Genomic DNA, 13,792 nt, shown 5'->3' on the forward strand with positions numbered 1-13,792 from the left:
CCCAGCTGTCACCAAACGTTTGGTTCCACCCTAGGTGCAGGGGGAACCGGGGTCAAGGAGTGGCGGCGCCCTTCGGCGCCGCCGTGCCCAGGTAGACCCCGCGGACGGCGTCGCGGTCGATCGTCGCGGCGTCGCCGGAGCGGACCACCCGGCCGTCCTCGACCACGGACACCTCGTCCGCGATCGCCAGCGCCCGGTCCAGCGTCTGCTCCACCAGCAGCACGCCGAGCCCCGCGTCGGCCAGCCTGCGGATCTCCGCGAACACGGCCTCGACGACGATCGGGGCGAGCCCCGCGGAGGGCTCGTCGAGCATGAGCTGGCTCGGGCCGCCCATCAGCGCCTGCGCGATCGCGAGCATCTGCTGCTGGCCGCCGGACAGGTCGCCCGCCCGGCGTTCGCGGAACTCGCCGAGGATCGGGAAGCGGACGTACTGCTCCTCGATCCGCCTGCGGCGCAGCTCGTGGTCGCGGCGTACGGTGAACCCGCCGATGAGCAGGTTCTCCTCCACGGTGCGCTGGTGCAGGACGCGCTTGTTCTCCTGGACCAGCCCCAGGCCCGCCCCGACCCGGCGATGTGCCCGCAGCCGGGTCACGTCCCGGCCGTCGACGTGCACGGTGCCGCGGGTCGCCGGGATCAGCCCCGCGGCCGTCAGCACCGTCGTGGACTTCCCCGCGCCGTTGCGCCCCAGGACCAGGTGCACCGAACCGGGCCGCACGGTGAGCGAGAGGCCGTGCAGCACGCTCAGGTCGCGGTAGCCCGAGACCAACCGGTCGAGGACCAGACCGGTCGGGGTGGCGGTGCTCATGCCGGGTCCTCCGCGAGGATCGGGGTGGAGGTGCCGAGGTAGCTCTCGGCGACCCGTTCGGAGGTGCTGACCTCGTGCGGGGTGCCGCTGGCGAGTAGTCCGCCGAGCTCGAGCACGTGGATCCGGTCGGCCACCCGCAGCACCATCGGGAAGTTGTGCTCGACGAGCACGACGGTGGTGCCCGCCGCCCGCAGCAGGCCGAGCACTCGCTCGAGGTCGTGCACCTCGTCCTCGTGCAGCCCGGACGCGGGTTCGTCGAGCAGCAGCAGCGAGGGCCGCGCCGCGGCGGCGCGCGCCACCTCGAGCAGCCGTCTGCGTCCCAGCGGCAGCGACTCGGCGCGCTCGTCGGCCACGTCCGACAGCCCGACGTGGTGCAGCCACAGGTCTGCCTCGGCGCGGTCCTCGCGGCCACGTCTGCGCAGCGCGGGCAGCCGCAGCGCGGCCGCCCACATCGGCAGGTAGGGCCGGGCGAACCGGGCGGTCTCGACGACCTCGCGCACCGTGAGCCTGCGCGGGATCGAGGGGGTCTGGAAGGTGCGGGCCACCCCGGCGCGGGCGATCCGGGCTGCGCCGAGCGGGGTGAGGTCCGTCGCCCCCAACGTGATCCGCCCCTGCTCGGGGACGTAGAGGCCCGAGACGCAGTTGAGCAGGGTCGTCTTGCCCGAGCCGTTCGCGCCGATCAGCGCCGTGACCCGGCCCGGCTCCGCGCGCACGTCGACCCCGCGCAGCGCGATGTTGCCGCCGAAGGTCTTGCCGACGCCCGCCACCGTGAGCGGGAGCCCCGGCAGCTCCGGAACCTCGCCGACCTCCCCGACGGCCGCCCCCGTGTGGGGAGCGGGGGGAAGACGCCGGAGCAGCGCGGCGGTGAGCCGGGCGACGCCGCCCGCGATGCCATCGGCGAACAGGATGCCGAACAGCACCAGGACCAGCCCGTTGACGGCGAGGGCGAACTGGTCGAAGGCCGAGGACCGCAGCATGGTCACCTGGACCAGGAAGGCGGCGACGACCGCGCCGTAGAAGCTCTGGCTGCCCCCGACGATCGAGATGGCCAGCAGCGTGACGGCCAGGCCGAAGCCGAAGGACTCGGGGGCGATGAACCCGTCGAGGTAGGCGAACAGCCAGCCCGCCGTCGCGGCGGGCAGGGCCCCGACGGTCACCGCGGTGACCTTGAGCCGGAACGCCGACATCCCCAGGCTGCCCGCCAGCACCGGGCTCTGCTTGAGCACCAGCAGGGCGGCGCCGTGCCGCGACGTGGTGATGTTGCGCAGCAACGCCACCCAGACCACCACGGCTAGCACGACGACCACGTAGAGCGTCGCGTCGGCGACCTGCGTGCCGAACAGCGTGAGCTGCGGGATCCCGGACAGCCCCGCCGTCCCGCCGGTGACGTCGCCGAGGATCCGGACGAGGTCGGGGATGAGCAGGATCAGGAAGAACGACACCATGGCCAGCGACCAGCCGCCCAGGCGCAGGCCCGGGATCGAGGTGGCGAGCCCGATGAGGAACCCCGCCAGCAGGGTGACCAGCAGCGTGACGGTGCCGTCGAGCCCCGCCTTCGCCCCGATGCCCGTGGCGTAGGCGGCGCAGGCGAACACGGCGACGTGGCCGAGCGCGAGCACGCCCGCGTACCCCCAGGCCAGGTTCAGCCCGATCACGACCAGGCCGAACACCGCCGCCACCATGATCTGGCGGACCAGGAACGGCCCCGCGCCGAGCTGCGGGGCGAACAGCAGCAGGACCGCCGCGAGGGCCGCGAGCAGGTACCCGCGCCGGGTGACCCCGGCCACCAGGGCGCTCACGCGGGCCTCCCCGCGGCGTTGCCGAACATTCCGTTGGGCCGCACCAGCAACACGCCCAGCAGCAGGACGAAGACCGCCAGCAGCCCGAACTCCGTGCCCAGCCACCGGACCGTCGCGGCCTCGACGAGCCCGATGGCGAACCCGCCGAACAGCGCCCCCGCCTGGCTGCCGAAGCCGCCCAGGGCCAGCGCCACGAAGCTCTTCAGCGCGACCGCGGTCCCGAGGCTGAACACCGCCAGGGTCTTGCTCGCCACCAGCGGCCCCACCGCGAAGCCCAGTGCCCCCGCCAGCGCGAACGCGCCGACCGCGACGGTCCGCACGTCGATGCCGCGCAGCCGCGCGGCGTCGCGGTCCTCGGCGCACGCCAGGGCGGCGAGCCCCCAGGACGTCCGCCGCAGGAAGAGCGCGAGCGCGGCCGCGACCAGCACCGCCACCACGACGAGCGCGATCTCCACCGGCAGCACGGTGCCGCCGAGCAGCGTGATCGGCTGGGCCCCGCCGGGGAATGGGACCGACAGCGGGTCGGGCCCGAAGAACACCAGGACCAGTCCCTCGATCAGGACCGCGACCCCGATGGTGGTGATCAGCTCGTTGTGCCCGCCGCCGTCGCCGCCGCGGATCGGCCGGATGGTGAGCCGCTCCTGCAGGGCCCCGGCGAGCCCGCCGAGGACGGCGCCCGCGGGCACCACGACCCACATCGGCGCGCCGTGGGCGCCCGCGGCGACGGCGCCGACGAAGCCGCCGAGGGTGACGTACTGCGCCTGGGCGAAGTTGAACACGCCGGACGCGAGGAAGACGACGTTGTAACCCATCGCCACCAGCGCGTACACCGCGCCGATCGCGAGTCCGGAGTAGAGACTCGTCATGGAGCCTGCCTTCGGGTCGGCGCCACGGTCGACCACAGTGGATCGTCCTGCTGCGGTGGGGTGGCGGCGGTCGGTCGGGAGGACTGCGTCGTGCGGTAGTCGTCGAGCGCGGGCGCGCGGGCGGTCCCGGGCTCCCGGTGGCCGAACACCGACACCGGCGAGGTGAGCATCGGCACCGTGGTGCCCCCGCCGACGTCCACGGGCTCCAGCGCCCCGTCCTCGACGAGCTGGTCGTCGACGAGGACCTCCGCGGGGGTCTGCACCCGCTGCCACCAGACCCCGGTCGTCCGGAACCGTTCCGCCCAGTAGGACAGCGGCTCGGCCGCGAACGCCGCGTCCAGCTCGGCGATCAGCTCCCGGCGGTGCCGGTTCAGCGAGCGGGCGTCGGCGAAGCGAGGATCGGCGAGCAGCTCGGGGCGGTCGACGGCCTCGCAGACCCGGGCCAGGTGGCGCATGGCCTCGATACAGGTGAGGAAGAACCACCGGTCGTCCGCGGTCCGGTAGCTGTTCACCAGGGGGGTCGGCGCCGCCTCGCGGGCGGGCACGGCACGGACCCGCCCCAGCGTGCCGAGCACGGCGAGGTCGGGGCTGGCGACCCAGCTGCCCACGCGCAGCAGCGAGGTCTCGACCACCCCGCCGCGCCCGGTGACCTGGCGCTCGTGCAGGCCCGCCAGGATCGCCGCGAACAGCGCGAGCCCGGTGACGTGGTCGCCGTATCCGCCGGGCGCGTGCAGCGGGGCGGTCACCCCGAGCTGGTGGGCGAGCCCGCTGCGGGCCCAGAAGTGCCCGACGTCGTACCCGCGCTCGTCCGCCTCCTTCCCCCGCGACCCCGCGGCGGTGACGGTCGCGACCACCAGCCGCGGGTGCGCCTCGACCAGCTCGGCGGGCCCCAGGCCGAGCTCGCCCGCTCTACCGGGCCGCATGTTCGTCACCATGACGTCGGCCTCGCCGAGCAGCCCGTCGAGCTCCGCCCGCGCGGTCGGGTCGGTCAGGTCCAGCTCGATGCTTCGTTTACGCCGGTTGTCGAGCGCGAACGTCGGCTGGACCTCGTCGTCGCCGTCGGCGACGCCCATCGCGGCGAACCAGCGTCGGGCCGGATCGCCCGCGGGGGGCTCCACCTTCACGACGTCCGCGCCCAGGTCGGCGAGCAGGGCGGAGGCGACCGGGGCCGCGATCCAGGTGCCCAGCTCGACCACCCGCAGGGCCCGGAAGGACCGCAGCTCACCCGCCCCGGGACCGGCCGGAGCGGGGCCGGTCACGACGCGACCGGTGCGGCCAGCGGCAGACCCAGCGCCGTGGCGGTGTTGTCGTGCATGACCTTGAGCAGGTCGCCCTCGGGCAGCCTGCCCTCGATGCGAGCCACGTAGTCGCGCGGCACGACCTCGCCCTCGGGGTGCGGCCAGTCCGAGCCCGCCGCCACCGCGTCGGGCCCGAGGAGCTCGACCAGCCCGATGATGTCGTCCTCGGGGAACGGCGACACCAGCACGTGTCGCTTGAAGATCTCGCGCGGACGCTCGGTCACCACCCCGAACGGCCAGTCCTTCGGCCCGCACATCCGCGCCGCCCGGTCCATCTTCTTCAGCAGCGGCCGGACCCACTCCGAACCGTGCTCGATCGACATCACCTTGAGGTCGGGCACCCGGCCGAACAGGTTGTGGGTGACCAGGGCCAGCAGGGTGTCCCCGATCGCGCGCTCACCGAAGCTGGTCACCCGCTGGAACGGGCTGAACCGGTGCTGCGGGAGATCGCGGCGCTCGCCCCAGAGCCCGGAGTAGTAGTCTGTCTCACCGCTGTTGCCCAGGTGGAAGTCGACCGGGACGCCGGCCTCGGCGCACCGGGCCCAGAAGGGGTCGTGCACGGGATCGGCGGGCGAACGGGTCAGCCCGACCGGCCCGGGCCGCAGGTGCACGACCTTGGCCCCGCGCGCCAGCACCCGGTCGAGCTCCTCGAGGGCCCAGTCGAGGTCGGTGAGGTTCAGCAGCGGGGCGCAGTAGATCGGGCTCTCCGTGCTGCCGAAGCCCCAGTCGTCCTCCAACCACCGGTTGAACGCGGTCAGCGTCGCGTTCATCGCCTCCACGTCCGACTGGAGCTGATACTCCACGCCGACCGCGCTGGTCGGGAACATCAGGGTGCCCTCGACCCCCTGCTCGCGCAGCCAGGCGAGCCTGCGCGCCCGGTCCCGCGACTCGGGCAGGTCGTCGGCGTTCAGCACGCCCTTGTGGGTCAGTGCGTTGCCCGTGCCACCGCCCGAGCGGAAGTACTCCAGCAGGGCGCCGGGGTGCCCGGTCGTCTCGACCGGGTTGGTGCCGAAGAAGGTGATCTTCTGGTCGCCGAAGAAGATCCGGCCGTATTGCTTGTCCTCGCTGCGGACCACCCGCACGGCCCGGCCCTCGTCGAGGAACCGCTTCGGGAGGTAGCGCGTGTAGGCGTCGTCGGATTCGTAGTAGTGCTGGTCGGCGTCGAACATCGGAACGTTCATGATCACTCCACTGTGAGGAACCAACCGTTTGGCTACAGGGTAGGCCGGCCGGGGCCGAGTGGCCAGGACCCCGGCCGAGCCCTCCCGAGCACGGGCCTCAGGCCTGCGGGAACTGCCCGTTCTGCAGCTGCGCGGCCTGGGTCAGCACGAAGTCGCCCGGCTTGACGTCCGGGAAGTGACTGGTCCTCGAGTACGACATCGTCGGGTAGGTGACGTAGGGGCGCTCGCCCTCAGGCGGCTGTTGCAGCGACTCCAGCGCCGCCACGACCGCGTCCCGGTCGGTGGACTTCGCCTGGTCGGCCGCCAGCTTCACCATCTGGACCACGTCGTACTGGTGCGAGTAGAGGTTCAGCGCCGTGACGATCTGGCCCTGCGCCTTGATCGTGTCCATGAACGCCGTGTAGCCCTTGGTCTCGGTACCCGCGGGCGGCGGGACCATGATCGGTGTCGCGTAGACCTTCAGCCTGGCCACCGTCTCCGGCGAGACGCCGGTGATCGGTGCGGTGGCGACCTGGTTGTCGCCGATCAGCGGAACCTCCAGACCGGTCCGTTCGACCGCCTGCAGCACCAGCGACGACGAGGCGCCCAGCGCCGAGTAGAGGAAGATGTCCGGGTCGGCGGCCTTGAGCCGCTCCACCTGCGGGGTCAGGTCGACGTCGCTCGTCCGGAAGGACTCCGCCGCGTAGGGGACCCCCGCGGCGTCGAGCTCGCGCTTGATCGTGTTGCCGATCGTCGTGCCGAAGGCGTCGTCCGGGGTGAGGACGGCGACCTTCCGGGGCTTGAGGTCGACGACCACCTTGCTCACGCCCTCCGCCTGCACCGCCGAGGGCGCGTTCGCCCCGAAGGCGTACGGGAAGGCCTGCGGGTCGTTCACCCGGCTGTCCGACGGGAAGCTGACCGAGAGCACTCCGGCCCGGGTGAGCACCGGCAGCAGCGCGAGCGCCACGGTGCTCGTGGTGCCGTGCACGGCGAGGTCGGGCAGCGTCCCGCCCGCCAGCCGCTCCTGCAGCAGCGAGACCGCCTTGGTCGGGTCACCGCCGTCGTCGACCACGGTCGTCTCGATCCTCCGGCCCTGGATCCCACCCTCGGCGTTGATCACCTCCGCTGCGGCCTGCAGGCCCCGCTGCTGCGCGGTCCCGACGGATCCCGCGGGCCCGCTCAGGGAGATCACCGCCAGGATCTGGTACGGCTCGGCACTCGCGCCGTCGGCGGGAGCCGAGGGCGACGACCCGCATGCCGCCAGGCCCAGTACGGCTGCCACGGCGAGGGCCGGGAGACCGGCCCTCGACCGTCGTGCACGACTCCACATCATCGTGTCCTCGCGTTCCTCTTCGTCAGACGTCCCGGCGTGTCGCCGGGACGGTGGACCTCAGGGGTCCGGTTATGGGTGGTGCCCCCGAAGCCGGACACCGTGCCGTCCGCCGGGAGCCGTTCGGCCTGCTCGTCGGCCCGGCGCCGAGCGCTGCGCGGCCACCGCAAGGCCGCCGAACTCACGGAAGGTGTCTCCGCGACTCCCATGCCGGGCCTCAGCAGGCGGATGGTCGCAGGCGGATGGTCGACGGAAGGCATGGGCGGGCGGCGCGCCACGACGCACGACGGCCGGAACACGGGACTCGTCATCGAGCCTCTCCCTCGTCGAGGAGCGTGCTGGGCCGGGCCGGGCCGGGTGTCGCCCGGGAGGATGAACCAACTGTTTGGTTCCCGCAACCTAGCGCGAGTTCACCGCGAGGACAAGGCACTCTTCCGCAGCGTTGAACTCCACGAGAAGGGGCCACCTTGCCTAGTCCTGATTAACTGGATAGCGTCGGGTGCCACCCCGTTCGAGCCCATCCCCGCATCAGGAGCTCGTCGATGACGACAGAAGCGACCCCTGCGGGCCTCGCCACGCGGTACCGGCGTGCCGGCTACCGAGCTTCGGGTGTGGAGCGAGGCCGATCTGGCCCAGCTCCTTGTCGACTGCGCCACCGCCCATCCCGACCGGGAGCTGGTCCTGTTCGAGGGACGCCGCGTGACCTACGGCGAGTTCGAGCGCTGGACCCGCGCCGCGGCCCAGGACCCGGTCCGGCGCGGGGTCCCGCCCGGGGACCGGGTGTGCACAGAGGTCGGGACGTGCAGGATCCCCCCGCGGGAGTTCCACGTCCTCGTAGGGCTGCTCGTCGACGGCGCACTCCCAGCGGCGTGGGACGCGTCCTCACCGCCCCCATCGAGATCCGCCGGCATCCCCGAGCTCGCCGAGGGGCGCGCCTCGACGCGAAGGCTGCTGAGCGTCGTCGATACGATCTGCCGGACGTCCGACGACCTCGCGGTCCCGCCGGAGTTCGCAATAGGCGCGCTGGTGACCCTCGTCAACGGCATGGCCCGTCCGGCTGCCGCGCTCGAGACGGCGTAGTTCGCCGCCGTGGTCGACTCCGTCCGGATGCTCCCTCAGGGCACCCTGGCTCAGGCCTGACGGTTCGCGGCTCTGGTCGTTCCCCTCGGCCACAGGACGTCGGGCAAGGCTCGGCCCGCCACGCGAACATCGGAGCCCAGCATCCGTCGAGCCTGGTCGGCGTCGAGCTCGACCAGACTGGCCTCCGCCGAGGCCAGGACCACCTCGGGCTCGCTCTCCGCAAACGCCGTTCCGCGCACTTCCATGGTCCGCCCGTCGACGTTCTCGAGGACCGCCCGCAGGACCAGCGGCACGGACACCGGCACCGGCCTGCGAAACCTCACGACCAGCCGGCTCGTGACGCTCGGCCACACACGCAGGCAAGCCGTCGTGCCGAGCAGGTCGTCGAACAGCGCGGCGATGACACCGCCGTGCACCACCCCGACGTGGCCCTCGTGGACGACGTCGAGGGTCACCCGCAGGACGACCGCCCTGCCGCAGACCTCCATGGTCGAGCGGGGTGCGACCGGGCTGGCGGGGCCCACCACCGGGTTGAACATGCGCACGCCGGCGGCTGGATCGTCGACCGACCCGACGGTTCCCGACTCCCGCCGCCGAGCGGACAGATCGTCGGCGAGCGCCTCGACGAGCGCCGCCACCCGGTCCGTCTCGAGCGAGGACATCTCGCTGACGACCGCCGCGTGCGACAACCGCCGGACCGCGTCGGCGAGGCGGACGGCCGCGTCGCGACGGGGCTCAACGGCAGCGCACCGATCGGTCCCGGTCAGGTGCACGGCTCAGCCCCCGGGCCGGGGTTCGGCCACTGCGAGGGCCAGGAACGGCGCCAGAGACTCGGGGTCCTGGAGTGCCCCGGCGCTGATCGCGCGCTCCGGAGCCGTCCCCGCCAGGATCCTCTTGACCGGCACCTCGCACTTCTTGCCGTTCAGCGTGCGCGGCACCGCGTCGACCAGCAGGAACCGGTCCGGCACGTGCCGCGGCGACAGTTCGGCGCGCAGGGCCTTGCGCAGCCGAGGTTCGACGGCCTCCAGGGACGACCCGGCGCGGAGCACCAGGAAGCACAGCAGGGCTCCCTCACCGTCCTGGCCCAGGGTGGTCGTGTCGATCACCAACGAGTCGGTGACCTCCTCGAACCCCTCCACCACGGCGTAGAAGTCCGCGGTCCCCATCCGGACCCCACCGCGGTTGAGGGTGGAGTCGGAGCGGCCGTAGATCACGAACGAGCCTCTCGAGGTGGCCCGCACCCAATCCCCGTGCCGCCAGACGCCCGGGTAGAGGTCGTAGTAGGCCTCGCGCAGTCTGCTGCCGTCCGGGTCGTTCCACAGGCGCACCGGCATCGAGGGCATGGGCTGGGTGATCACCAGCTCGCCGACCTCGTCGATCAGAGACTCACCCGCTTCGTCGTACGCGTGGACGTCCACACCGAGGGCGGCGATCGACAGCTCGCCCAGCCAGACCGGCACCGTCGGGGCCGCACAGAGGAACCCCGCGCAGACGTCCGTCCCACCCGAGACCGAGCAGATCTGGATGTGCTCGCCCGCGGCGTCGGCGATCCAGCGGAAGCCGTCCGCGGACAGCGGCGACCCCGTGGAGCCCAACGCGCGCATCGCGGTGAGGTCGACGGTGTCCTTCGGGCGCAGCCCGGCCTTCAGGCACGAGTGCAGGTACGGCGCCGACACGCCGAAGACCGTGATCCGGTGCCGCTCGGCGAGCCGCCACAGGGCGCCGAGGTCCGGATGGCCGGGGCTGCCGTCGAAGAGCACGACCGTCGCGCCGACGAGCAGCCCGCCGACCAGGAAGTTCCACATCATCCAGCCGGTGGTGGTGAACCAGAAGAACCGCTCACCGGGCTGCAGGTCGTAGTGCAGCCGCAGCGACTTGAGGTGCTCCACCACGATGCCCCCGTGGGAGTGCACGATCCCCTTCGGCAGCCCGGTGGTGCCGGAGGAGTACAGCACCCACAACGGGTGGTCGAACGGCACCGGCTCGAAGGCCAGCGGTCCCGTCTGCGCGGTGAACTCGGCCCACCCCATGGTCCCGTCCAGCTCCGCCGCCGGGTCGAGGTGCGGCACCAGGACGGTCCGACGCAGGGTCGGCAGCCGCTCCACCAGCTCGGCCACGGTCGCCCGGACGTCGAAGGACCTCCCCCCGTAGCGGTAGCCGTCCACGGCCACCAGTACGACGGGCTCGATCTGGGCGAAGCGGTCGTGCACCGCCCGGGCGCCGAAGTCCGGGGAGCAGGAGGACCACACCGCACCGAGCGAGGCTGCGGCGAGGAACACGACCAGGGTCTCCACCGAGTTCGGGGCGAGGGCGACCACCCGGTCCCCGCGCTCGACACCCGCCGCCCGCAACCCGGTGCACGCCCGGGCGACCTGGTCCCGCAGCTCGGCGTGGGTCACGAGCCGCTCCCCTCCGTCCTCCTGGGCGAAGACGACGGCGAGGTCGGCGTCCGCACGCCCCGGACCCGGAGTAAGCGCGTGCTCCGCGTAGTTGAGCGTCGCCCCGGGGAACCATTCCGCCCCGGGCATCGTCCGGACCCCCAGTGTCACCGTCGGTCGATCGTGGAAGATCACTCCGAGGTACTCCGCCGCGGCGGCCCAGAACCCGTCCAGGTCGCCCACGGACCAGGCGTGCAGCGCGCCGTAGTCCGTGGCCGACGGCAGCTCGACACCCTTCTCCCACCGGGCCCAACGGGCGAAGTCCGCTATCGACGTGCGGTCCGCCCGCGCTCGCTCGGGCGACCAGATGGTCTCGACCTCGGGGTCGTCCGTCACAGGTTCCGCTCCTCCCGGGCGACCGCGGCCGCCCCGATCCCGCCCGCCGCCCCGATGACGACCGCCGTCCTGCTCTCGAGTCCCTTCACCACACGGCACCTCTCGTCGTTCTCTCCCGCGGACCGGTGGTGGTCAGCGGGTGAAGTCGAGCAGCACCCGACCGGACACCGCCCGTCCGCGCAGCGCCTCGGCCCCGCGCGGGATCTCGTCGGGCCCGATCACCAGCGCGACCCCGGCGTCGAGCTCGCCCTTGGCCAGCAGCCCGAGCACCCGCTGCCACGAGGGCTCCAGCAGCTCCGGCGAGCCGCCGAGCAGGTTCGCGATGTGCAGCCCGCCGACGGTCACCGAGCGCTGCCAGAGGAACGGCAGCTTGAGCCGCCGCGGCGGCACGCCCGCGGAGGCACCGATCGTCACCAACCTGCCGAACGGGGCGAGGGCCTCCGCGCTGCGGTCGAACACCTCGCCGCCGACCGACTCCAGCACGACGTCGACCCCGCGACCGCCGGTGAGCTCGCGGACGACCTCCGGGAACTCGTCGTAGCCGGTCACCCGCGTGGCGCCGAGCGCGACGGCCTCGGCCTGCCGCACCGGGCTGCCCGCCGTCGCGATGACCAGCTCGACGCCGACCGCACGGGCGAGCTGGACCGCCGCGCGGCCCACTCCGCCCGCCGCGGACTGGACCAGCACCGACTGGCCCGGCTCGAGCCGCCCGACGGTGAACAGCCCGACGTCCGCGGTGAGGAACGAGGTGGTGATCGCGGCGGCGTCGAGGTCGGTCAGCTCGTCCGGGATGCGCCGGACGAACGCCGAGGACGCCGCGACCCGCTCGGCGAACGCCCCCGGGCGGGGGAGGAACCCGAAGACCCGCTCCCCCACCGCGAACTCCGCCGCGGGCCCGGCCTCGACCACTACCCCGGCGAGCTCGTGCCCGGAGACGAAGGGCGGGGCGGGCACCGCGCCGACGTAGCCGCCGGTCTGCTGCAGCACGTCGCTCCAGGCCAGGGCCGCGGCCCGGGGCTCGACGACGACCCCGTCCGCCGGGCAGACCGGCTCGGGGTGGTCGGACTCCCAGGAGGCCGACCAGACGCCGTCGTGCTCCCGGACCACGTAGGCCCGCACGTCAGCGCCCCCAGGGCGCCAGCAGGTGGGTGTAGTCCTTGCCGGTCACCGCGCCCACGGTCAGGCAGGCACCGTGCCCGACACCGTCCGTCGCGATGCCCCACTGGGCCACGTTGTCGCCGGTGTGGAACAGGTTCTTCAGTGTGGGGTGCACGACCGGAAGCCGACGGTCGCCGAGCTGGCCGGGCGAGATCGACATGCCGTACATGTCCTTGGCCCGGGTGAAGTAGCCCCACTCGTAGACGTCGTCCCATTGCGGGTACTGCGCGCGGAAGAAGTCGTAGATCCGGTCGATCAGCGTGTTGATCAGGTCGTCGTTGTCGATCTCCGACGGCCCGAACGGGTTCTTCGGGTAGAGCGAGATCCACGTGTTGAGCAAGCACTTGCCCTCGGGCGCACGGGTCGGGTCCGCCTCCGAGGTCTGCTCGAACGAGAAGATCGACGCCTCGCCGATCACGCCGAGCTCCTCGGTGCCGGGCAGCCTGCGGATGCTGAAGTCGCCCGCCTTGCCGTCACCCTTCTCGATCGGCTCCCTGAGCCCCATGAAGCCGAGCAGCCCGGCGAGCGGGAACTGCGACTCGATGCGCTGGCGGAAGTCGAGCGGCCAGTACTGGTCCGGGAGCACCCGGCCGAGGTGGCGCGGTGGCACGTTGTTGATGATGACCGGGGCGCGCAGCTCCTTCTCGCCGCCCTCGGTCCTCACCCGCACGCCGACCGCGGTGTTGCCCTCGACCAGGATCTCGCGCACCGGCGAGGAGGTCAGGATCTCGCCGCCGTTCTCCGTGATGACCTCGGCGAAGATGTTGGCGACGTGCTTGAAGCCGCCGGTGACGACGCCGCCGCCGCCGCCCTTCTGGAAGTGCGTCCCGGCCATGTTGTTCATGTTGTTGACCCGGATGATCTCGCCCGCCGAGACGGTGCGCGGGTCGTTGAGCCCGGCCGAGTAGCAACCCATCAGGCCGTAGTAGTCGATGACCCGCTGGTCGGTGGTCAGCGACTTGAGGAAGGCGTCGTAGTCGACGTGGTCGTAGGCGTGCGACTCCTCCTTCGAGATCCGGGAGGTCTCCCAGGCGACGCGGCGGCGCTCGGCCTGCGACTCCTTGGGCCAGCCCGCGGCGATCGCGCTGATCTGCTGGAACCGGCCGTCCTCGTAGTAGAGGAAGCCGACCGTCGGCGAGATCGGGATCTTCTTGCCCAGCGCCTGGGCGATCTGGGCGAAGCGGTTGCGCGGCCCGACCGACATCTGGTGCCAGCCGGTGTCCACGATGTAGTTCTTGAACAGCCCGTGCTTCTCGACGATCGTGGAGAAGTCCGGGTCGGAGTACACGATCTTCGAGTGCCCGCACGCGGCGAGGCTCGTCTTGTACTCCTCCTCGGTGATGTCCGGGTCGTGGAGGTAGCCGTAGGACATGATCTTGCCGCCGATGTCGGCGTTGCGCTCCAGGACGAGGACCTTCCTGCCCTCCATGGCAGCGAGCATGGCCCCGCAGATCAGGCCACCGAGGCCTGATCCGATGATGATCACATCGTGGTCGGACATCGTCGTACTCTCCGTGTCGTC

The 13,792-nt window shown here is 72.4% G+C and carries 11 protein-coding genes; 1 reads left to right on the forward strand and 10 read right to left on the reverse strand.

Going from position 1 to position 13,792, the window contains the following annotated elements; genetic code table 11:
• Window positions 1–52: 52 nt before the first annotated feature.
• The 6 genes from ABD993_RS14300 to ABD993_RS14325 all read right to left on the reverse strand — a co-directional run bounded on the left by ABD993_RS14300 (window position 53) and on the right by ABD993_RS14325 (window position 7,210).
• On the reverse strand, window positions 53–805 hold the full coding sequence (locus ABD993_RS14300; protein ID WP_345417268.1) for an ABC transporter ATP-binding protein: 753 nt from the start codon (window positions 803–805) through the stop codon (window positions 53–55).
• Window positions 802–2,604 carry a branched-chain amino acid ABC transporter ATP-binding protein/permease gene (locus ABD993_RS14305; protein WP_345417271.1) on the reverse strand — a complete coding sequence of 601 codons (1,803 nt, stop codon included), beginning with the start codon at window positions 2,602–2,604 and terminating at the stop codon, window positions 802–804. The genes ABD993_RS14300 and ABD993_RS14305 overlap by 4 nt, the downstream gene beginning before the upstream one ends.
• Window positions 2,601–3,470 carry a branched-chain amino acid ABC transporter permease gene (locus ABD993_RS14310; protein WP_345417274.1) on the reverse strand — a complete coding sequence of 290 codons (870 nt, stop codon included), beginning with the start codon at window positions 3,468–3,470 and terminating at the stop codon, window positions 2,601–2,603. Before ABD993_RS14310 ends, ABD993_RS14305 begins: the two co-directional genes overlap by 4 nt.
• Window positions 3,467–4,729, reverse strand: coding sequence for a CaiB/BaiF CoA transferase family protein (locus ABD993_RS14315; protein ID WP_345417277.1), 1,263 nt, complete (start codon window positions 4,727–4,729; stop codon window positions 3,467–3,469). Before ABD993_RS14315 ends, ABD993_RS14310 begins: the two co-directional genes overlap by 4 nt.
• Window positions 4,726–5,949 (reverse strand): amidohydrolase family protein, encoded by a 1,224-nt coding sequence (locus ABD993_RS14320; protein WP_345417280.1) that lies wholly within the window; start codon window positions 5,947–5,949, stop codon window positions 4,726–4,728. Before ABD993_RS14320 ends, ABD993_RS14315 begins: the two co-directional genes overlap by 4 nt.
• 97 nt (window positions 5,950–6,046) lie before the next feature.
• Complete coding sequence (locus ABD993_RS14325; protein WP_345417283.1) at window positions 6,047–7,210, reverse strand: ABC transporter substrate-binding protein; 1,164 nt, start codon at window positions 7,208–7,210, stop codon at window positions 6,047–6,049.
• Window positions 7,211–7,867: 657 nt separating this feature from the next.
• Between ABD993_RS14325 and ABD993_RS14330 the strand changes: the two genes are divergently transcribed.
• The gene (locus tag ABD993_RS14330) at window positions 7,868–8,338 is read left to right on the forward strand and encodes an acyl-CoA synthetase family protein (protein WP_345417286.1); all 471 of its coding nucleotides are present in this window, start codon (window positions 7,868–7,870) and stop codon (window positions 8,336–8,338) included.
• 50 nt (window positions 8,339–8,388) lie between these two features.
• Here the strand turns inward: ABD993_RS14330 and ABD993_RS14335 are convergent, their stop codons facing one another.
• The 4 genes from ABD993_RS14335 to ABD993_RS14350 form a co-directional block, all read right to left on the reverse strand.
• Window positions 8,389–9,000, reverse strand: a complete 612-nt coding sequence (locus tag ABD993_RS14335) for a hotdog fold domain-containing protein (RefSeq protein ID WP_345417289.1) — start codon at window positions 8,998–9,000, stop codon at window positions 8,389–8,391.
• A gap of 114 nt (window positions 9,001–9,114) precedes the next feature.
• Window positions 9,115–11,112, reverse strand: coding sequence for an acetoacetate--CoA ligase (locus tag ABD993_RS14340; protein ID WP_345417292.1), 1,998 nt, complete (start codon window positions 11,110–11,112; stop codon window positions 9,115–9,117).
• 132 nt (window positions 11,113–11,244) lie between these two features.
• Entirely contained in the window at window positions 11,245–12,231 is a 987-nt protein-coding gene (locus ABD993_RS14345) for a quinone oxidoreductase family protein (protein WP_345417295.1), read from the reverse strand.
• A gap of 1 nt (window position 12,232) precedes the next feature.
• A complete protein-coding gene (locus ABD993_RS14350; protein WP_345417298.1) occupies window positions 12,233–13,771 on the reverse strand; it encodes a phytoene desaturase family protein in 1,539 nt (512 codons plus the stop codon).
• Window positions 13,772–13,792: the final 21 nt, after the last annotated feature.

It is taken from the genome of Pseudonocardia xishanensis, assembly GCF_039541715.1.
Classification (GTDB): Bacteria; Actinomycetota; Actinomycetes; order Mycobacteriales; family Pseudonocardiaceae; genus Pseudonocardia; species Pseudonocardia xishanensis.